Below are 20,645 nucleotides of genomic sequence, written 5' to 3' on the forward strand. Positions count from 1 at the left end.
ATATGCGACAATGCTTAGAAAAAACACCCAATTTTTTTCATAAAAAATGGTGTTTTTTTCTTACTTTTTGCAACCAATCTTTGGGTTTTTCGGTCTATAGAGGAAATGTATTGAAACGATGGCAATGTCATAGCAGGAGGAACTCATATGTTTGCGAAAGTGGGCTGGCGTATTTTCTTTATTTTAGTGAGTGCAGGAGCTATCGCATATTCCGTGTACGAATATTTGGATTCGTTGCGCCAAACGACGGTGGTCATTGTCGCGGCCAAGGAAATTCCGGCACACACGCTCATTACCGAAGACATGGTAAAGCCCGTCGAGGTAGCGGCTGACTCGGCACGATTGCTGATTACCAAGCCCGTTACCGTCAAGGAAGATGTCGTAGGCGGCATCACCCTGCAAAAAATCGAAGCGGGCAAACCGATGGAACTGGACCCCAAAGCGCTCATCTTTCCTGAACAGCGAAGCATGTATTTGCGCAAGGACGGCAGCGTGGATATGACCTACTTCATTCCAAAAGAAAAGCGCTTGATATCCGTCGCGCTGCCACCGGCTTCCGTGGTGGACAACAGACTGAGCAAAGGGGATTGGGTCGACGTGATCTACACCTCCAAATCAGACTCGAAAGCGATAGGAGAATCTGTTTCCCACATGATTCTGCAGCAGGTCGAGGTGTTTGACATCGAGCGTGTGAATGTGAAGGGCGAAGGAAGGGAGAGCGTCATGCAGCACGTCACGCTGCTCGTTTCTCCGCAGGAAGCCGTCAAACTCTCGCTCGCCAAGCACAAGGGTGATATCGATCTGATCCTGAACCCTTGGAACGGAGACCGGGAGAGGGTTACTCCGGTAACAGATTCGCTGCTGCTGAAATAAGGATCGCAAAAGAAGGTGAAAAGAGATGGAGTACGACAACACGACTGCAAGCGCAACCTCGTTTATCCGAGTGGCTGTAGCGGATACGGATCGTGAGCATACACAGGACATTCAACACTATTTTGAACAAAATCACCCGACCATTCGCGTGGTTGCGCAAGTCCGTTCCCTGGCAGAGCTGTATGCCTACTGCGGGGCCCATGATGTAGATGTGGTATTGATCAACCTGGATTTGATGCCGAACCCGCAAGAGGAGATCATTCAGATCAGGAATCGCCGGGTAGCCAAGATCATGATTTGGACGGACCAGATGGAAAAGCTGCGGAAGCTGCAGGTGGATCTCCACGGCGGAACCGTAGAGTTCGTCTATAAATACATCCCGTACGATTTGCTGGCTCCCCGGATCTATTCTTTTACGCCGGGACATACGCAGCCTGTCCAAAGCAAGGCGGCGGTGAACGAGTTTCTGGGCAATCAGGAAACGCGAAAAGTATTGTTCTTTTCTCCGAAGGGAGGGGTAGGGAAGACGACGCTGGCGATCAACACGGCCTGCCAGCTGGCACTAAAAGATAAGAAGGTGCTGCTTGTCGACTTCGCTACCTTCGGACAAATATCTGCCTATCTGTATTTGCCCCGGACCCGGGGATTGACAGATGCGATCAGGATGATCGAGCAGGGAATCGGACAAAAGGATGACCTCGTGGCGACTCTCAAAGAGTCGGTTCACCAGGTCGAGGTAGAGGGGAAAAAGCTGCATGTTCTGAGTGCGGCTACGCATTTCAAGATGAGCAACATGACGCTGGACATGACCGACAAAATATTGGAGGGATTGGAGGCGCTCGACTACGAGGTAATCGTCATGGATACATCGACCGACCTCTCCCCGAAAAATATCGCTCTGCTGAGCGCAGCGACCGATCTGTTCTACGTGACGACGACGGATGTGGTCGCCAACTGGTCGCTCTTGTCCACCTTTGATATCGTCGAAAAGCTGAACCGGCCGCTCCAATCCCGTTATTTGGTGCTCAATCGCTACCATTCGTCGATCGGGTTCCCGACCTCGGAGCTGGAGGAGATCCTCTCCATGCCAATCGCGGAAACCATCCCGGATATGTATCAGCAGATACAAGGCTTTACGAACCGGGGAATCTCGCTCGTCGAGAGACCCCATCTGAAGATCAACAGGTACTACCGGCGTATTGCACACTTCATCTGTCCGGTTTTTACAAAAAGAGAGCTGGGCAAGGGCTTCAGCTTGCGGGGGGTGTTTACACGTGCGGGTAGAAGAGGCCATTAGGCAAAAGAAGGCGGGTGCGACCGGCGAGGGCCCGGCAGAAGGGCGTGCGCAGGAAACCGTCCAGCTTCCCGAGCTGAAACAGGCTGTCCGCGAGCGAATCATCGAGCAGAACAAAAAGGATCAACAGCTGCTGAGCCAGCCGGAGCTGCTTCGCCAGGTGATCTGGAAAGTGCTTGAAGAGGAGAGCGAGTCCCGCTTCGGCCATGCCCTTCTCACCTTGGAAGAAAAGCGGACAATGGTCGAAGAAATTGTCCAGCAGCTAGTCGGCTACGGAATTATTGATCCGTTGGTGAAGAACGAGCAGATCACAGAGATCATGATCAACGGAATTGAACGGATTTTCATTGAGGAAAAAGGGAGAATGCGCCGGGCGATGACGGAAAAAGGCGCCCCGCTGCAGTTCGAGTCCGAGTCGGAGCTGCTGCACCTGATCGAAAAAATCGTGGCCCCGATCAACCGCAAAGTGGATGAAAGCGATCCGATCGTGGATGCCCGGCTCGCCGACGGTTCGCGCGTAAACGTAGTCATCCGTCCGATCTCGCTGTCCGGGCCGATCGTAACGATTCGGAAGTTTCCTGAAAATCCTTACACCATGCAGGAGCTGGTGGAGCTGGGGGCCCTTTCCCCTCAAATAGCAGAGTGGCTCGAAAAGCTGATTTGTGCCCGGTACAACATCGTGGTTTCCGGGGGAACCGGCTCGGGGAAGACCACGTTTCTCAATGCGCTCAGCATGTTCATTCCGCAGACGGAGCGGGTGATTACGGTAGAGGATGCGGCCGAGCTGAAGGTCACTCATATTGAAAACCTTGTCCGCCTGGAGACGCGGCCGCCCAACGTAGAAGGGAAAGGCGCCATCGCCATTCGCGACCTGGTACGGACAGCGCTCCGGATGCGTCCTGACCGGATTGTCGTCGGGGAGGTCCGCGGAGGAGAGGCCGTTGACATGCTGCAGGCGATGAATACGGGCCACGACGGCTCGCTGACGACGGGCCACGCCAACTCGGCGCGCGACATGCTGTCTCGTCTCGAGACGATGGTACTGATGTCGGGACTGGAACTGCCTCTCCCCGCCATCCGCAGGCAGATTGCCTCTGCGGTAGAGATTATCGTTCACCTGGGCCGCCTTCGCGACGGCTCCCGCAAGGTCCTGCAAATCTCGGAAATCCGTGATTACGTCGATGGCGAAATCGAGTGCGTCGACCTGTTTCGCTGGAGGATGGAAGGCATGGATGAGGACGGTCGGCTGCGGGGGGCTCTCGTTCCGACCGGCGAGCCGGTCATGCAGATGGAGAAATGGCTGTCCAGGGGATACGGAGAAACCATGTTTGAAGCGGAGGAGTTGAGATGCTAGGGACATATGTAGCGGTCATGGTCTCTTTGTACGTATTGCTCCGTTCCTTCATCGAGCTTTTGTACGTGCTGATTTACGGGGAATTTCCGCAAAAAAAGTGGCTGACCCGGCAGTTTGACCGCTTGCGTCATATTGAAACAAAGAAGGAGCGGGCCGGGCTGTCGCGATGGCTGCAACTGGGATCGTCGTCGGATACGAAGCTGCTTGACTATCTCTTGATCGCCGTTTCGGTCGTGTCGCTGTTTTTCTTTGGCATGCTGCTGTTCCAAAACGAGTTTTACGCAGCCTTGTTTGGCGTACTTGGGCTTTTCGTTCCGCGGGCCATAAAGAAAAGAAGGCAGGAAAAACTGCGTCAGATCATGGTTCTCCAGTTTCGCGAGGCGATTTTGTCCATCGCAAGCTCGCTGAAGGCAGGTTCCTCCCTGCAGGTCGCGCTCCTGCGCAGTCAGCAAGACTTGGCGAAGCAGCTCGGCCATAAAAAGGATCGCCCCATGCTGGATGAACTGGAAAAGCTCAATCGGGACATCCATTTTGGCGTATCGCTGGAGGAAGCGCTGCAAAAATTCCGCGATGCGGTCAATCAGGAGGACGTCACGCAATTCGTCAACGCGGCCCTCATCACGAAATCGCGCGGCGGCAACCTGGCCGAGGTCATTCAAAATACGACGATGATGATCACCGACAAGATTACGGTCCAGCAGGAAATCATGGTGGCGACAGCTCAAAAGCGAATGGAGGCAAAAATGCTCACATTCATGCCCCTCGGTATTGTGCTGGCGATCATGGCGCTCAATCCGGGCTATATGCAGCCGATGTACGATTCCTGGGTCGGGTCGTCATTGATGTTCCTAGCCGCTCTGATGCTGGTCGCCAACTACTTCCTCGGCCGCGCCATCACGAAGATCAATATATAGTGGGTGAATGTTTATGCCGACGCTGATTGCCTGCTTCACATTCGTACTGGTCGTCATGCTCTTTTTGCCGACCAAATGGCTGCAGGTGCAAAAAGTAAAAAAGGGCTTTGTCTTTATGTCATCCTACGTGACTTCTTCCACCACTCGAAAAACCGGTCTCGTACACCTCATCACTCCTTTCGTGATGAGCATGATGGCTGCTTTGCGGCTTCGCATCCGTCCGAAACAGCGCAAGGATATCCAAACCAAGCTGATTCACGCAGGGTTGGCCGAGAACTGGACCGTGGAGAATTTCGTAAGCGTCCAGGCGGGATCGGCTGTACTGGCCGGCTTGTACTTTCTGTTTCTGGGCTGGGCAAACGGGAATTCCGACTATTACCTCATCGCCATAGGAGCCGTACTGATTGGATACTTCCTGCCGCAGCAATGGATCAGGCAAAAGATCAAAAGCAGGCAGGAATCGATACGCCGTGAGCTTCCGCATCTGCTAAACGCTGTCGCTATCATGTGCGAGGCGGGACTTCATCTCTTTCCCGCTCTCCGCGAAGTAGCGACTCGCCAAAAGGGAGTGCTCGCCCGGGAGCTGTTGACGGTCGTCAATGATGTGGCCTACGGCGTGGGACAAATCGAGGCTTTGGAGCGGATGGCCGATCGCTGTCAGGTAGAAGAGGTAAGCCGGTTTGTCTCGGCCCTGTCGCAGACGATCGAGCGGGGGGCTTCCGGGATCACCGGCGTGCTTCGCCAGCAAGCCTCGGAGGTGTGGGAGGACCGCAAGAAAAAAGCGCAAAGACTGGGTGCGGAAGCTTCTTTGAAGCTGTTCCTGCCTTTGCTGCTGCTTGCCTTTCCGGCGATGACCATATTTATGCTGGGACCTGTGTTTATTGAGTTGGCTCGGTTTGTCATGAATTAAGCGATTTGTCCATGTACGAACAAGGAGGACTGACAATGAAATTGCTATGGATCATGTCGCCGGCAAAGGGTGTTTTCAAAACAGCGCTGTCCCCGTTTAAGCGCGGCTTGCAGCAGATATACATGAGCTCGGAGATGGTTGTGGACGGCGAAGCTTATCGTCTGGTGGGCATCTATCCAATGTCTGTGCTGCTTCGGATGGAAACGAATTTTGAGAAATTCGCCATCGTGGATCAAACAGGCCGGTTGGTCCCAGACCAGAACGTGACGCAGCGCTGTCTGCGAATGTACCAGTTGATCGTGACACTCGACAACAACGCCGGTTATCTCAAAAAAAATTTGGCTGTCGATCCTCAGTCGTTTGTGCCGATCATCCGGCACGTGGAGGAATTGGGAAAGAAGGTGCTGGATCGTCTCGGGGAGGAGCAGGGGAGAGCGGCACAGGCTCACCTGGATGGCTACAAGCAGTACCTGAAACAAGGAGCACAGCTCGGTGAGCGCATTAACTCATCGGGAAGAGAGGTTTTGCGGCGGCTCGAGCCGATCAAGGCGGGCCAGCCGCTGAGGGAGCAAGAGGTGGCTCAGCTTGACAAAGCGATGCTGGATTTCATGGATGACTCGCGGAAAAGAGTGCTGGTCCTTCTGGAGTCGCATACAGCCCGCACGGAAACAAAGCGACTGCTCTCTGAAGCGCTGGCCCAGAAATGGCTTGGTGCCGGTGAGGAGAAGCTAGCTCAGAACATCGTCGCTTTACTGGAGAATTCCTTTCAGGTGGAGCGGGTCTCAATAGCGGAGCGCGGTGCGCAAACACTTGAGCAGGCAATCTGGACAGCCAAGAACGAAACAAGGGATTTTATCGGCAAGCATACCGCTGATTTGCTGAGGCAAAAATGGCTCCTCGGAGCGGAAGGAAGCAGCATACAGGCATGACTGACCATCCGAGAGGAGCGCGTAGAAAGGGGGGTGGTAGCTGCGATAACAAATACAAAATCTGTTGGAGGAGGTGGATCTCTCCCTATACGACCGCATAAAAACCTTCCGGCAAAGCACTATTCATTCATCCTTGCAAAGTCTTCGATGGAGGTTTTTTTACTAAGCAGGAAGGAAGGTAGATCATGTACAGGTGGTTCAGGAAAAAACAGAGTAGGCGTCTGATCGCCGGTGTGTCTGTTTTCCTCATCGTGCTGCTCAACTTGCTATGGTTTGCCGTGCCTTCAGAGATGGTGTCGGCAAACGAGAAACCCACTCCCAACATGATCAAGGCAGATGAAAAGAACGACGTAAAGCCGGGATCTGGAGCAAACGGGGCAGCACCCGGAGCCTTGCCGGATGGAAAGGGACAGGACGACACTGCCTACAAGGCCGGAAAGACATTCAATAATACATTTACGTATGTACTGGAGGTCGCCAAGGCAGTAGAGAGCATCAGCAGCTCCCCGAGCGGAGGCAACATCATTGTGGGAACCCTCGGCGTCGTAGCCTCCGGGTCAAAGATTTTCAACGAAGCAGGAGATACCCACTGGAGCGTGCAGCTGATCGAGAAAGGGATAGACCCTGCTCTCAAGGCTGTGGAATTCCGGGCAGCTTTCAACTATCAAACCGTGTTTACAGGCGCAGTCAATACCGCCGCGAATGTAAGCTGGTGGACGAAGCTGAAAAACGAGTTCGCCTGGACGACGCTGCAAAACGGGCCAGCCAGCGTTTTTCTGGCCAAAGTCGGGGCGCCGTTCGCCGCGATTTCCGCTGGATTCGGTGTGTATGATGTCGTTCAGGGAGCGAAGAACAACGACGGCTGGAAAATCGCAGAGGGCTCCGTCGATATCATCGGAGGTCTTGCCGGAGTGGCGTTGCCGTTCCTGCTTGCGACGCCTGCTGCACCGATCGTGGCGGGGATTGCACTTGGAGCGGCAGTTGTGTCCACAGCTCTGAAGTATCGGAAAGAAATTGCCGCAGCCGCCAAATGGGTGTGGAACAAAGGCAAAGAATTGGGCCGATACGCATGGAACGCGACGAAAAACTTTGCCGCAAATACGTGGTCCGCAATAAAGAAGACAGCGAGCCAGGCTTGGAGTGCAACAAAGCAGGCTGCAAGCAGGGCGTGGGCCGCGACGAAGAAGACAGCTAGTCGTGCTTGGGCCGCGACGAAGAAGACAGCGAGCCGTGCTTGGGCCGCGACGAAGAAGACAGCGAGCCGTGCTTGGGCCGCGACGAAGAAGACAGCGAGCCGTGCTTGGTCTGCAACGAAGAAAACAGCGAGCCGCGCATGGTCCGCAACGAAGAAGACAGCGAGCCGCGCATGGTCCGCAACGAAAAAGACAGCGAGCCGCGCATGGTCCGCAACGAAAAAGACAGCGAGCCGCGCATGGTCCGCAACGAAGAAGACAGCAAGCCGTGCCTGGTCTGCAACGAAGAAGACAGCGAGCCGCGCATGGTCTGCAACGAAAAAGACAGCGAGCCGCGCATGGTCCGCAACGAAAAAGACAGCGAGCCGCGCATGGTCCGCAACGAAGAAGACAGCGAGCCGCGCATGGTCCGCAACGAAGAAGACAGCAAGCCGTGCTTGGTCCTCGACAAAGAAGACAGCAAGCCGTGCATGGTCTGCAACGAAGAAGACAGCAAGCCGTGCTTGGTCTGCAACGAAGAAGACAGCGAGCCATGCTTGGTCTTCGACGAAGAAGACGGCGAACCGCGCATGGTCTTCGACGAAGAAGACAGCAAGCCGGGCGTGGAGCTCGACACGCAAGGCAGCCAGCTCTGCACGAAACGCAATCGGAGGCTTCTTCAGCAATGTACGAAAGTCATTTGGTTGAGTCGACCGGATGATGGAAAGGACGTTACCATGCAACTGAAAAAGATAAGCAGCATCATGATGGCGACGTGCCTGCTCCTCTTTCTCGCCGCTTGCGGCGGGGAGAGCAGCACGTCCGCCCCTGCTACCGGACCGGAGAACGGAGCTGACCGGAAGCTTCAGTATCGCGCTGAACAACTGGCGAATCTGCAGCAAGAAGATCTGGAGGAGCGGATAAAGCAGTTGGAAGCGGTAAAGGATCAGCTAAAAGCAAAAAGGGATGAAATCATCGGCCAAGGCGGAAAGTGGGTCGAATCGAAGCTTTCCGTATTGGAGCATCAAGAACCATTTCGAACAGAGGAAATGAAAAAATATTTGACGACACTGATGGATCTCTATCTGCCGCTGGCTGAAGGCAGCGTGGATGTCGTTCCAGTGACGGCAGCCTACCAGGAGGACGGCTCGCTTCTCGCGGTGATGCTGCTGCGAAATGGCGTACCAGGGAAAACACTGACGTCTGCCGATCTTTCGAAAGCTGTGCTGACGATTTACCAAGCAGATGGACAAAAGGTAGTCGAGGTTCCGTTTGCTCCGAATGCTCAGGACATTGGCAGTCTTTCGACAGGGGAAGCACGTCCGCTCAGCATCGTCGTTGACAAGAAGGACGTTCTGAACAGCAATTATTCATTCCAGCAGGAAGGGTATGTTTTTACACTGCAAGGCTTCTAAATCAATCAACCATTCAATGGAGGGATTCGCAATGAAACAAGCACTGGTGAAATTTTGGAAAGAAGAAGAAGGACAGGCGCTCAGCGAGTACGGCTTGATTCTCGGCATTATCGCGATTGCCGCCATCGCTGGCCTGGTCGCCATGAAGGATAAGATTGTCAAAGTATTTAAAGATATTGCTGACGGTCTTGGCAAGGGCAGCTGAGTTTGGAAATGTTCACGTACGGTCTTTGTCTGTTCGGTCTGACGATCGCGCTTATCTTTGACGTGTGGAAATATCGAATCCCCAACCTGTTGACGGTATCGCTCGCGCTGGCCGGACTGGCAAACGGCACCATTCTGTACGGCTGGTCCGGCTTCGTGGAGCATCTTTTGGGCTTGCTGGCCGGACTTGGAATATTTCTTGTCCCTTACCTGATGGGAGCCTTTGGCGCCGGTGATGTAAAAATGATGGGCAGCATCGGTGCGGTCATGGGTCTTCCCTTTATCGTCACCAACAGTTTTGTCGTGATCGCAGTCGGCGGAGTCATCGCAGCCGGGATCGTTGTCGCTGCGCGAGGCTTTAAAGGGACATGCGAGTTGCTCTATCTCTTTATTGTCTATTTGTGTAGCGGAAAGCTGAAGGACTTTTTACATGTGCTGAAAGATCGCTCCCAGCCGGTATTTCCGTACGGCATCGCAATATTTATCGGAACGGTGGTGACCATGTATTGGGGATCCGCAATCGTCTGAGACAACTTGTCAAAAGAGAAGAAGGGCAGGCCATCACGGAATTTGCGATTGTCCTGCCTGTCATGATCCTGCTGATCACGGGCATCCTCGTTTTTGGACATATGATGTACGCCAAAACCCTCGTGGTCTTGTCTGCCAGCCAGGGAGCGCGGGTGGGCGGCGCTGTCTGGGATGATGAGGGGGCAGGAGCCGCGCGGGCCAAAATCCGCAACACCGCCCTGTCCATTCTAACGAACGGCTTGAGCGGGTCTCACGATGTCCAGATCCGGGAAACGGGAAATGACATCAGCGTGACAGTCACTTATGACTACCCGGTGACGATCCCGATCATCAGCGCGTTTTTCTCCAATCCTGTTGTAAAGCTTGAGCATACGGCTGTCTATAAAGTGCTATAGCGGTGGGACAAAAATCCTGAGCAGGAAAGAATGAGGTCAGATGAAAATACCAGCGAAGTGGAAAAAGGAATGGAAACGAAAGTGGGGCCGGTGGAAACGGGACGAAAAGGGCGGCGCCCTGGTGCTGTTCGCCGCTTTTCTTCCTGTCCTTGTGGCTGTGGCCGGGCTGGTCATTGACACCGGGGTGATCGCCTATCATCAGGCGAAGCTGTCCGAGGCCACTGACGCTGCTGCCTGGGCGGGACTGGATTCGTATGACCGCGATCTCTGGAATGTAGAGCCGCCCGAAGAACCGCAGGTCGTGCTTGTACCGGGCGAAGCACGGTCGCTAGCAGCCAGCTACCTGGCGATCAATTATCCCCAGGCTCAGCTTACCGGTGTAGAGGTGAGCGGTGGCACCATTGTCGTGAAAGCGGAAGCGGAGTGCCAGTTTTTCTTCATGAAAATGTTTGGCATCCAGGGGACCACCTTGTCCGCATCTGCGGAGGCGAGGATGGAAGAGTAAAGGACGGCCACCCGCGACCGTCCGTACAAGATACGGTATTACATTCTGCTGCTCTCCTCTTGGTATACGTCGAAATCGAATGCTTCTTTTCTTGTGCGAAGCTCCAGGTACAGCAGGTAGTAGGCGGCGCCCTCAAACGGCAATATCAGCATTTCGCGTATGAGGAAGAGCAGGAAGGCTATCGCCGGCTGACTGGCAATTGCCGGAAACAAAAAGCCGGGCAAGTATTGCAATACTGCTCTCACGACGGCAAAGATCAGGATGATGCCCAGGACGCGAAGCGTGGAGCCCTTTACCAAAAAGAGACTTCGCTTCAGTGCCGCGATCGCCCCCATCCCTTCAAAGGCGATCACCTGAGGAAAGACGGTAAACCAGATCATGAGCAAAATGCCCGGAATAATCAGCAGTAGCGTACCTAATGCCACCCCTGCAAATTCAAGCAGGCTGGCAAGGATAACGACGGGCACCAGGCTGCCAAAGGCCGTCAGCGCCTGAAGCTGCTGATCCCATTGTGTTCCCAAATGAGATCGTTTCAAAACGATTCCCACGTAGACGAAATAGAGGGACAGCAGAATGCCGTTGACCGGCGTCATGATCAGCGGGCTGAACGCTTCCTTCAACTGCTGGGACTGTGCCCATCCTGTCAGCGCTTGCTCTGACCAAAAGAGAAGGGAAACGATCAGGAACAGGAAGGGAAACTGGCTGAGCCAGATCCGTTTCCCCGTTTTCAGACTATGGCCCAGAAGAACTGAAATGGGCTGAGGTTGGATATTCGATGGCTGAATGATCATGGTCACGATTCCTTTCGTTAGCTTGTAATTTCCAGTCGATCGCCTATTTCAGTCTGCGTGTTGCGGATCGTATGGGCAGGCAGTTCGATAACATAGGCCGCCCTTTTTATAAACGGAGTATACCGCCATGGTTGCAGCTCCTCCATGAGATGGACGATCTCGCCGTGTTGATCGACAAACAGACAGTCAATGGAAAAACGCATAAACCAGGTATGGACAGCCTTGCACGGGTTTATGATCAATGCCTGTCCCTCCGGGAGCGTGCTTCTCCCGAGCAAGCCGAGCATCCTTGTGACCGACGTGTCGGCACATTTGGCCTGCTGTGCGATCATTCTGTTTTTCGTTGCATTCCAAATCTTCATAAACGCCCCTCCGGGCTGGATATTTTGCCCAATCTGGCATTTGTTCTACATCATAACAATTCTGGATTTTTCTATCAAGCCCATTGAGACGAGGCGGGATGACGAAAGGAAACGATTCAGACATGGCATGGAAAAAGTGGATGCGCATTCTCTTTCCGGAGCTTCAACTGCTTGACCATATACGGGAGCGAGGGTTTTCGGGGAAAAAGGCAGAGCGTCAGCAACAGCCCGAAACATCGCCATTTCGGCAGAGCGGGATGGCCGGGCAAAGCCAATCGCTAGCCTCGTCTGCGGGAAAAGAGACCTTTGGCCCTTTGGCCAGCGGAAGAGAGGCAGTGGCAGATACCGTCCGGGGGTGGAACAAGCATGCCTGGGTCCGGTCCCGGGCCGAGCTGGAGGATCTTTTCCCGGCCATCATCGAAGAGGTTAACGGGCAAATCAACCGGCAGGAGCCGTTCGTCTACGAAGTGGCGATCGCCTACAAAAAAAGCTTTTTGCTTCGGGAAAGCGGAAAAGTCCAGCACAGGCTCCTGCTGGCCGGACCCGAAGGGACGGGCAAGCTGCGAACATTATCTTTGCTGCTCGATCAGTTTTGCCGAAAGCGGCTGTTGCCGTACGGCCACGTCACGACGGTCGATTTGGACAGATATGGTGAGCGGGAGGCACATACGCTGTTTCTCCTCGACTGTGCAAATGCCTTTCGGGACGGAATCGGGACGGTTTGCTTCAGAGGCATTGAGCGGGCTGGCCCGGAAATCGTCCAGTACGTTACGAAGCTGTTTGCAGATGGCTTGATCCGGACTCCGGAGGGGGGACAGATAGAGGCCTCCGACTACTTCCTGGTCCTCCATGTGGACCAGCCGTCTCCCAAAAGCGAAACAGCAGGAGCCGCTGAACAAATGGAGCGAAGGACGCTGGAGAAAATGATTTCGCCAGCCGTTCCGCAAGCCCTGGTAAAAAGTCTGGATACGTGCGCGTTCACTGCTGCCCCCGGCCTTGATACTCTGGCGAAGCTGCTGGGAGAAAGGTGTCTGGCGCAAGCAGAAAGGCTCGAAGCGGATATCCGGCTGACCCTTTCTTTTGAAGAGTCCGTTTTTCAAGAGCTCGCCAAACAGGTAGAACAGACAAAACGGTACGAGAAGGCGATTGAGGAATGGGTCACACATGTATTTACCCCGCAATTGCTGGACTGGAGAGCGAGAGGAGTGCTTCGTTCCGATCAGGAGGCGCTGGTGGCTTTCCGGGAGGGAGAGCTCGTTCTCGTCAGCGGAGCGGTCAGCTTGCCGCTGCCGGGTTTGGCGAGAGGGCAGGAGCAGGAGCTTTCAGAAGCTTTGCTGGAGCTGGAGCAGTTGACCGGATTGGACGCCGTTAAGAAATTCGTTCGAGAATGCCTGGATGTCGTGACGGCTGAAAAAAAGCGAAGCCTGACAGGCCAAACGAAGCTTCCCATGTCGATGCACATGGTGTTCTCAGGCAATCCGGGTACGGGAAAAACAACCGTAGCCAGGCTCGTGGCCCGCATCTGGAAAAGCATGGGGCTGCTGTCGGGCGGTCAGTTGGTCGAGGTGACCAGACAGGATCTCGTAGGCGAGTATATCGGCTCCACAGCCGCCAAAACCGCAGAAAGGATAAAGGAGGCGATTGGCGGCGTGCTGTTTATTGATGAGGCATACACACTGTCCCGGGACCCTGCCGATCTGTACGGCCGGGAAGCCATCGATACACTGGTCAAAGCGATGGAGGACCACCGGGACCAGATGATCGTTATCCTGGCCGGCTATACACGGGAGATGGACGCCTTTCTGAAAGTGAATCCCGGTCTTCGCTCCCGCTTTCCGCTGCAGATCGAATTCCCCGACTACACGCCGGAAGAGATGGCGGAGCTTCTGGAGAGAATGGTAATCGTCCGCGGGTACGAAATCCATCCCGATGCCCGTCAGCATTTGCTCGGAATGATTGAAGGCAAGCAGGTACGGGGCCGAAGCGATACCGGAAACGGGCGTCTGGTTCGCAACCTGTTTGAGGAAGCTGTGAGGAGGCAATCAGCTCGTCTGGCCCAGTTGGAAGCGGGGGCGGAAGAGTGGAGGTGGCTGCGAGCTGAAGACTGGGGCATCGGTGATAAGGAGTGCGGTACTGCAGAGAACATAATGGCCGAGCTGGAGGAGGAACTGGCTGCCGTCGTGGGATTGGAGCCGGTCAAATACATGGTCAGGTCTTTGGCGGCACAAATCCAGATCGCACAGCGGCGGAAAGCGGCCGGAATACCCGATGCGGCGGGACAGACGCTGCACATGATTTTCCAAGGGAATCCCGGAACAGGCAAGACGACGGTGGCCCGGATCATTGCGCGGCAGTTGTATCGATTGGGCGTAATCAAGCGGGATGAGCTGATTGAAACGGATCGCTCCGGGCTCGTCGCCGGTTATGTGGGGCAAACGGCACTCAAAACGCGGGAAGTCATCGAGCGTGCGCTGGGGGGTGTGCTCTTTATCGATGGAGCATACGCACTGGCGGGGGCCGAAGGTGACTTTGGCCGGGAAGCGATCGACACGCTGGTCAAGGCGATGGATGATTTTCGCGACAGTCTCGTCGTCATTCTGGCAGGCTACGGCGAGGATATGACCGGGTTTTTGGCAAGCAATCCCGGCTTGCGTTCACGGTTTCCGACGATCATTGAGTTTCCGGATTATACACCTGATGAATTGCTGCAAATCACCCGGCAATTGTTGGCGCAGCGAGGCTATGAGGCTTCTGCTGCGGCAGAGCGAGCCATACGGCAGCAGTTTGTTCAGACGCAAGGGGACAAGATGGCGGGGAACGGACGCTTTGTCAGGAATCTGTGTGAACGGGCAATACGCTCGCACGCCATGCGCCTGAGCCGAAACAAACACGCAACCATACAAGAGCTGGCCATGTTGGAAGAATGCGATGTGGTGGAGGAGGCTATCTATGAAAGCAGCTAAGGCGATGTTCGCGGTCTGTTTCTATCTGCTCCTGCTCCCCTGTGTACTGATCCTGGTCACCATGCCGCTGTTCTCTATCCTCGACATGATCGAGGTAGCCAAGTACGAGGCTCCCCGTCTGGGGTATCCCCTGATTGTGCTGGGAGTGATCGGCGGACTGTTGTTCGCATCCGTCCGGGTGGGAGCCTTGCGAACCTTGTACCGAAAATACCCGGTTTTGCTGCCTTTCCTGCATATCGCTTACTTTATGGCGATTGGAACATCTGCAGGTCTGGAAGTGATGAACCAGTGGGCAGACAGCTTGTTGTTTCCGAAGTGGCTGGCGATAGGAGGAGCGGTCGTGATTGTTCTGGTGACCCGGGTCTTCTTGTCTTACTGGTACTGCAAATATCCGATTAGTCTCACCGTGAGAAAGCAGGGGTGATGCAAGTGGAAGAGTCGCGCCGCATGTCAAGCAAGTCGGAGACGAGGGGAGATGCGCCTCGGTCATACGCTCCGGACAGCAGAAGCAAACCCGAGCCCCATGATGCGGTCCCCGGCGAAAAAGGAATCGGAAAATCATTTTTGCTGGCAACCATTTTGATTGCCGCGGCCGTCTTCTTTACGGGGGGACAACTGCCGGAGGGGGATGCCGCTCAGATCGTCAATAGCCGGGTCAGCACGTCCGTCGCAGCCGGTGAACAGTTGTTTGCCGAAGAGAATACGGCCGGTTTGGAAGCGAAGGATTTTGTCGTAGAGAGCCCTGCCGACGAAGCGGGGGAGGCAACCATGCTGATTTGGGATTTCAACGCCGAAGACGGAGATCAGATCGAGATCCTTGTCAATGGAAAGTCGGTATACCCCGTACTTACTTTGACGAATCAGCCGGCAGCGATCAGCGTTCCCGTCCCGAGCGTAGTGACGGTAAAAGGCCTAAAAGATGCCGGAGGAGGCATTTCGTACGCTGTGAAGCTTCCTCAGTCCGGTCTTGCTTACTTTAACGCCGTTTCTGTTCAAGGTGTAAATACCTATACGATAAACCTGAAGAATTAGGGGGTGCCACCATGTCCATACAATCGAATACCGGGGAGCCTACTACCCATTACATCAAAGTCGTACCGGCTGAATTGGAGCTGCATCCCGGTCAAACCGCACAGTTGAAGGCGTACCTCGTCTGGATGGATGGACGGGAGGAGGACATTACTGAGCAAGTACGCTGGAGCACAGATCAGCCACAGATTGGCACAGTAACCAAGGCAGGTGCTGTAACTGTAGGTGTGGTCGGAAACATGGTCGTCCTGGCCCAGTATGAGGGGCAGCGGACGGAAACGCACATCCAGGTGACGGCCGCCGCCGGACCAGTCAAAAAAAAGAAGAGCTGGGGCAATCGCAAAAGCCTGATCATCGGAGGAGCGATCGTGGCAGTCACGCTGATTATTAACGGCGTCGCACTGTCCCAGATGAGCGGCGGAAAAGGCGATTCGGCAAGTGCCCAGCCAGAACCCGCTCCGGCCAACCAGACCTCCGAGAGCAAAGAACTGCCAGCAGAGGAGACGGAGGAGCCCAATGGGTCCAGCCCCGCAAGTGACGGAGATAGAAAAGATATGCGCTCGTCCCTGTTTGGATTTGCCAAGGAAAAGGCAGTTGCAGCCATAGAGACAGCGTCCAGTCTCAGCGGGCAGGGGAAAGAGCTGATGCCATCTGTTCCCTCAATGCCGCAGCCAGAGCTGCCAGCGGAACAGGCGGTACAACCGCCAGCAGAAGCGGCAGCGACGCCCAGCCCGGCGGCGACAGCGGAGACTGCCGCAAAAGCCGCTCCTCCGACAGTCGCAAAAAAAGAAGCCGCCCCCAGACCGAAGAAAGAAAGCCCAAAAAAGCAAAGCACGCCGACTCCTAGCATACAGCCGCAACCACAACCAGCAAAGCCCAGTCAGGTTGCGGCAAAGCCCGCCCAGCCAAAGCCGCAGCCAAAAGCCGCACCAGCCCCTGTGCTTGTGCCGGTCCAGCAGAACGGGAAATGGGGCTATGTCAAACAGATCAATCCGTTTGACAAGGAGCTGGCGATTGCGTATCAATTCGACCATGCGACAAGCTTTTCCGAAGGGCTCGCTGTCGTGAAAAAGGGCGGGAAGTTCGGGTACATCAACGCCGAGGGAAGCCTCGTCATCGATTGCCAGTACGAGTACGCCACGCCTTTTAAAAATGGCGTCGCCACAGTCAAACAGAACGGGAAGCTGATCCAGATCGATAAAACAGGAGCAGTCCACAAGTAAACGGAAATCCGATAATCGCATGGTATTCCCGTCCGTCAGCATCAGCACGATCACTTACCTAGGGAAAATGTTGCCCGAAGCATTATTTGGAAAGGAGTACTGAGAAATGTACAAACGTTATCTTGCCTGGATCGTTATGTTCGGTCTGTTCGTCCAAAGCTTTTTTGTCCCCGGCGCTTCTGCGGCTCCCGCATACTATGAGGATATTCAGGGGCATTGGGCCCAAAAGGAAATCGAGGAACTGAGCGCACTGAATGTTTACCGCCTCAAGTACGGGTATTTTCATCCGGACAATCCGGTTACCAGGGGCGAAGCGCTGGCTTTGCTGAACCGGGTGCTGGAAGGCATCTATGGTCCCTTGGAAACAGCCAAGCCAAATACGCATGTGGATCAACGGTTCTCTTATAAACAGGAAACGGAACAACTCCTTGCCAATATGCGCGCCATGCTAGACATACAAACCGGATTTGTCAATTCCTTCGATCCGGGAGAAAGCATGCTGTACTACCTGCACTTATCCGAACGTGGAGGTATGAAGCAGCCACAGAAGAACAACATCGACTGGTGGCTGTCCTCCGATTATTTGCAAAAGCCGTTGACCAGAGAAGAAGCGAGCATGATCCTGTTCCATGTCCTGGCTCCTTACAAAATGCGGGCGACAACCCTCAAGCTGGATGAAGTGAAGCCTTACTATACGGGCTACTATCTGTGGAAGCACGATCCCAAATACGAGGATACGGCATCGCCCTATGCGGCAGCGATTTCCGAATTCTATCTCTTTAACGCAGACAAAAATTTTGACCCGAAAAAACAAATGACACGAGCGCAGTTTGCCATCGTCCTGAAACGCTTGCATGATCTTTGGAAACGCGATACGCCTCAGCAGTTCAAGGAAACGCAGCTTCGCCAGAAAAACATCGTCAACCTCTTCCTCACCGCCGCCAATCAGGCGTATGTCCAGAAGGACCCGTCGCGGATCGGGCAGTTTTTCAGCAAGGACGCCCAAGAGTCACTGGAAGAGATCGCTCCGCTCCCTCTGCATGATTACAGCGGCAGCCTGGTGGTCAGGAAAGATGACAGCAATCCGAAGCGATTGTGGGTGACAGGAAGCTATCAGCATACGCTGACAGGAAATTATCAGGTGGAATACTCTTTGGAACAGGAAGAATCAAGCCCGTATGGCTGGAAGATCGTAAGAGTAAATTACCAGCAGAAGTAGTTGGGAATTTGTAGGGGGATTGGTCAGGCGCTGGCTTTAGCAGTTGCAGTCCAGGTGAAAAATGCAATGGCTGCACATCCAACTAAAGCGATAAACAGCGATTGACCCGTAAAGCGAGCAAAAGAAGCGGACGGCCCATTCGAGAGCTGTCCGCTTTTCATTTTTCATCTTCTGCGGGAAACCGGGATGATTTGATCACGGGGATAGCGAATATTCCGGAAAAGGCAAAGGAGAGGTGCAAATGACAGAATCAACGGAAAGGGACTGCTTTCAAAGATTGGTTCAAAGGCTTGAACCCCAAAGCAAGCTGGTTCGCTCCTGGGAGTTGAAAGGCGGTGTCTCAGCGCAGGTGACGGCGCTTGAAATCGAGCAGCTTGACGGCAAAAGGAAAAAAATGGTTGTGCGCCGGCACGGTGCGGCAGACATTTCACAGAATCCCCATGTGGCAGCAGATGAATTCAAGCTGATGGAACTCCTGAAGTCTGTGGGGGTGGCCGCGCCAGTGCCATTTTTCCTGGATCAATCAGGCGAGATTTTTTCCACGCCGTACGTCGTGATTGAATACATCGAGGGAAAGACTGAGTTCACTCCTGCCGATGTGACCGACCACGTTTTCCAGCTAGCTGCGCAGCTTTCCAGGATTCATAGTGTGGACGTCTCGAAGCTGGATTTGTCCTTTTTGCCCAAACTGGAGAAGGCATGTACCGAGAAAATCGAAAAACGGCCGGCAATCACAGATGAATCGCTGGGTGAGGGACGCATTCGGGATGTTCTGGAGGCAGTTTGGCCATTTCCTTCGCGGAATCCATGCGTACTGCTGCATGGAGATTTTTGGCCAGGAAATGTAATGTGGAGGGACGGACAGCTTGCTGCAGTGATCGACTGGGAGGACGCGCAGCTCGGAGATCCGCTCGCGGATGTTGCCAACGCCAGACTGGAGATTCTGTGGGCATTCGGCATCGAGGCGATGCTTCGTTTTACCGGTCGCTATCAATCCTTGACGAAGTTCGATTTTACAGACCTGTCTTACTGGGATCTGTTCGCAGCTTTGCGCCCGGCTTCCAAAATATCCGACTGGGGACTCGATGCGTCTACGGAACAAAAGATGCGGGAGGAGCACAGTTGGTTTGTCGCCCAGGCATTTGAAAAGATAGGGACAGGGAAGGGGAAAAAATCCTAGTTGACAGGTTTGAAAGCAGCCATTATATTCTGTATATACAAAAGGTTTTGATATGAGAATATGAACTCTTATCCAGAGAAGGCTGAGGGACTGGCCCAATGAAGCCCGGCAACCTAGCGCAAAGGAACACGTTTCTTTTGAGCCAAGGTGCTAACTCCTACAGGTAGCGATACCTGACAGATGAGAGGCGAAAATCCGCTGATTTAAGCCTCTTTCATCTGGAAAGAGGCTTTTTTGATGGAGCAAATGGATGTCGATTCCGGTTCAAAACCGCAGAACAGCGTACCGTGTTACTTTAAAAAGGGGGTTTTCCGATATGAAAAAGAAGTTTAGTTTGATTGGATCGCTTATCCTTTCTGTGTCTCTTTTGCTGACAGCTTGCGGCGGGGGCAACAGCGCGTCTTCCGGAAACGGCGGAGCGGGTGGCGGCTCCGGCGAGAAAGCAAAACGGATCGCGCTCGTGATGCGGCAAAACGTAGGCACATTCTCGGCTCAGTACATTGCCGGCGTCAAAGCCGAAGTAGAAAAGAACGGCGGAGAGCTGACTGTTTTCAACGCAGATACCGATCTGTCCAAAATGGCTTCCAACCTGGATGCGGCGGTCAACCAGCGTTTCGACGGCATTCTGATTGACCACGGCACTGCAGAAGCACTGCAGCAAGGAGCAGAAAAGGCTGTGAAGCAAAACATCCCGCTCGTGCTGTTTGATACAGACATCAAGCTTCCCGGGGTTCCTGTAGTAGAGCAGGATGACCAGAAGCTGGCTGAGCTTAGCCTGGAGAAGCTGGCTGAAGATACCGGCGGCAAAGGAAACATCGTGAAAATTTGGGTGGCTGGCTTTGCACCGATGGAAAAACGCCAGATCACGTACGAAGCCTTTTTGAAGAAATATCCGGATATCAAGGAGGTTGCCGCTTTCGGCAGCGCCACCAACAACACCGCGCTGGATACGCAATCGCAGATGGAAGCCATTCTGAAGAAGTATCCAAACAAAGGAGATATTACAGCGGTCTGGGCTTCCTGGGATGAGTTCGCCAAAGGAGCGACCCGCGCCATTCAGCAAGCCGGCCGTACCGAGATCAAAGTATACTCGATCGATTTGAGCGACGAAGACCTGCAGCTCATGCAGGATCCCTCTACCTCGTGGGTAGCGACTGCAGCGGTAGACCCGGGCAACATCGGACGGATTCAAGCCCAAACCGTCTTCAAAAAAATCAACGGCGAGCAGGTGCCGGACAGCGTCAAACTGAATCCTGTGCTGGTCAAGCGAGACGATTTGCCGACGGACAAGAAAATCACGATGGGAGATCTCTCCCAGTACGTGAAAGAATGGGGCAAGTAATCCTGCATAGATGGTGTAGCGTAATCCCGTTGATCATCCATCA

At 54.1% G+C, this 20,645-nt stretch carries 21 protein-coding genes and 1 riboswitch; of the genes, 19 read left to right on the forward strand and 2 right to left on the reverse strand.

Annotation, left to right across the window (positions count from 1 at the left end; genetic code table 11):
* Nucleotides 1-147: 147 nt before the first annotated feature.
* The 12 genes from cpaB (at nt 148) to NST37_RS02220 (ending at nt 10,493) form a co-directional block, all read left to right on the forward strand.
* Entirely contained in the window at nt 148-873 is a 726-nt protein-coding gene (gene cpaB / locus NST37_RS02165) for a Flp pilus assembly protein CpaB (protein ID WP_339186166.1), read from the forward strand.
* Between the two features lie 25 nt (nt 874-898).
* Nucleotides 899-2,170: an AAA family ATPase gene (locus tag NST37_RS02170; RefSeq protein ID WP_003392786.1), complete on the forward strand. Its 1,272-nt coding sequence runs from the start codon at nt 899-901 to the stop codon at nt 2,168-2,170.
* Complete coding sequence (locus NST37_RS02175; protein WP_003392785.1) at nt 2,148-3,521, forward strand: CpaF family protein; 1,374 nt, start codon at nt 2,148-2,150, stop codon at nt 3,519-3,521. The genes NST37_RS02170 and NST37_RS02175 overlap by 23 nt, the downstream gene beginning before the upstream one ends.
* A complete protein-coding gene (locus NST37_RS02180) occupies nt 3,515-4,435 on the forward strand; it encodes a type II secretion system F family protein (protein WP_003392784.1) in 921 nt (306 codons plus the stop codon). Before NST37_RS02175 ends, NST37_RS02180 begins: the two co-directional genes overlap by 7 nt.
* 13 nt (nt 4,436-4,448) lie before the next feature.
* Nucleotides 4,449-5,345 carry a type II secretion system F family protein gene (locus tag NST37_RS02185; protein ID WP_003392782.1) on the forward strand — a complete coding sequence of 299 codons (897 nt, stop codon included), beginning with the start codon at nt 4,449-4,451 and terminating at the stop codon, nt 5,343-5,345.
* Between the two features lie 35 nt (nt 5,346-5,380).
* On the forward strand, nt 5,381-6,274 hold the full coding sequence (locus NST37_RS02190) for a hypothetical protein (protein ID WP_003392776.1): 894 nt from the start codon (nt 5,381-5,383) through the stop codon (nt 6,272-6,274).
* A 185-nt stretch (nt 6,275-6,459) separates the two neighbouring features.
* Nucleotides 6,460-8,154: a hypothetical protein gene (locus NST37_RS02195; protein WP_251238037.1), complete on the forward strand. Its 1,695-nt coding sequence runs from the start codon at nt 6,460-6,462 to the stop codon at nt 8,152-8,154.
* A 29-nt stretch (nt 8,155-8,183) separates the two neighbouring features.
* Nucleotides 8,184-8,861, forward strand: coding sequence for an SLAP domain-containing protein (locus NST37_RS02200; RefSeq protein WP_171506023.1), 678 nt, complete (start codon nt 8,184-8,186; stop codon nt 8,859-8,861).
* A gap of 31 nt (nt 8,862-8,892) precedes the next feature.
* Complete coding sequence (locus tag NST37_RS02205; RefSeq protein ID WP_003393138.1) at nt 8,893-9,066, forward strand: Flp family type IVb pilin; 174 nt, start codon at nt 8,893-8,895, stop codon at nt 9,064-9,066.
* 8 nt (nt 9,067-9,074) lie between these two features.
* The gene (locus tag NST37_RS02210) at nt 9,075-9,593 is read left to right on the forward strand and encodes an A24 family peptidase (RefSeq protein WP_024984299.1); all 519 of its coding nucleotides are present in this window, start codon (nt 9,075-9,077) and stop codon (nt 9,591-9,593) included.
* On the forward strand, nt 9,572-9,988 hold the full coding sequence (locus NST37_RS02215; RefSeq protein WP_003393141.1) for a TadE family protein: 417 nt from the start codon (nt 9,572-9,574) through the stop codon (nt 9,986-9,988). The genes NST37_RS02210 and NST37_RS02215 overlap by 22 nt, the downstream gene beginning before the upstream one ends.
* A 40-nt stretch (nt 9,989-10,028) precedes the next feature.
* Entirely contained in the window at nt 10,029-10,493 is a 465-nt protein-coding gene (locus tag NST37_RS02220) for a pilus assembly protein TadG-related protein (RefSeq protein ID WP_031933366.1), read from the forward strand.
* Nucleotides 10,494-10,531: 38 nt separating this feature from the next.
* Here NST37_RS02220 and NST37_RS02225 read toward each other — a convergent pair whose 3' ends face one another.
* Nucleotides 10,532-11,284 (reverse strand): hypothetical protein, encoded by a 753-nt coding sequence (locus tag NST37_RS02225; RefSeq protein ID WP_339186168.1) that lies wholly within the window; start codon nt 11,282-11,284, stop codon nt 10,532-10,534.
* Nucleotides 11,285-11,301: 17 nt separating this feature from the next.
* Nucleotides 11,302-11,646, reverse strand: a complete 345-nt coding sequence (locus tag NST37_RS02230) for a DUF192 domain-containing protein (RefSeq protein ID WP_003393146.1) — start codon at nt 11,644-11,646, stop codon at nt 11,302-11,304.
* 122 nt (nt 11,647-11,768) lie between these two features.
* Between NST37_RS02230 and NST37_RS02235 the strand changes: the two genes are divergently transcribed.
* From NST37_RS02235 to NST37_RS02265, 7 genes are all read left to right on the forward strand, one after another.
* Nucleotides 11,769-14,609 carry an AAA family ATPase gene (locus NST37_RS02235; RefSeq protein WP_339186170.1) on the forward strand — a complete coding sequence of 947 codons (2,841 nt, stop codon included), beginning with the start codon at nt 11,769-11,771 and terminating at the stop codon, nt 14,607-14,609.
* Nucleotides 14,596-15,033, forward strand: a complete 438-nt coding sequence (locus NST37_RS02240) for a hypothetical protein (RefSeq protein ID WP_003393150.1) — start codon at nt 14,596-14,598, stop codon at nt 15,031-15,033. Before NST37_RS02235 ends, NST37_RS02240 begins: the two co-directional genes overlap by 14 nt.
* Before the next feature lie 23 nt (nt 15,034-15,056).
* Nucleotides 15,057-15,641: a hypothetical protein gene (locus NST37_RS02245; RefSeq protein WP_172920226.1), complete on the forward strand. Its 585-nt coding sequence runs from the start codon at nt 15,057-15,059 to the stop codon at nt 15,639-15,641.
* 11 nt (nt 15,642-15,652) lie between these two features.
* Complete coding sequence (locus NST37_RS02250) at nt 15,653-16,861, forward strand: WG repeat-containing protein (RefSeq protein WP_339186172.1); 1,209 nt, start codon at nt 15,653-15,655, stop codon at nt 16,859-16,861.
* A 106-nt stretch (nt 16,862-16,967) separates the two neighbouring features.
* Nucleotides 16,968-18,080, forward strand: a complete 1,113-nt coding sequence (locus NST37_RS02255; RefSeq protein ID WP_003393157.1) for an S-layer homology domain-containing protein — start codon at nt 16,968-16,970, stop codon at nt 18,078-18,080.
* A 241-nt stretch (nt 18,081-18,321) separates the two neighbouring features.
* Nucleotides 18,322-19,260 carry a phosphotransferase family protein gene (locus tag NST37_RS02260; protein ID WP_031933363.1) on the forward strand — a complete coding sequence of 313 codons (939 nt, stop codon included), beginning with the start codon at nt 18,322-18,324 and terminating at the stop codon, nt 19,258-19,260.
* Nucleotides 19,261-19,325: 65 nt separating this feature from the next.
* A riboswitch (SAM riboswitch) is annotated at nt 19,326-19,447 on the forward strand.
* A gap of 129 nt (nt 19,448-19,576) precedes the next feature.
* On the forward strand, nt 19,577-20,602 hold the full coding sequence (locus NST37_RS02265) for a sugar ABC transporter substrate-binding protein (protein ID WP_003393160.1): 1,026 nt from the start codon (nt 19,577-19,579) through the stop codon (nt 20,600-20,602).
* Nucleotides 20,603-20,645 lie beyond the last annotated feature (43 nt).

The sequence above is a fragment of the Brevibacillus sp. FSL K6-6036 genome, from assembly GCF_037964015.1.
GTDB lineage: Bacteria > Bacillota > Bacilli > Brevibacillales > Brevibacillaceae > Brevibacillus > Brevibacillus borstelensis.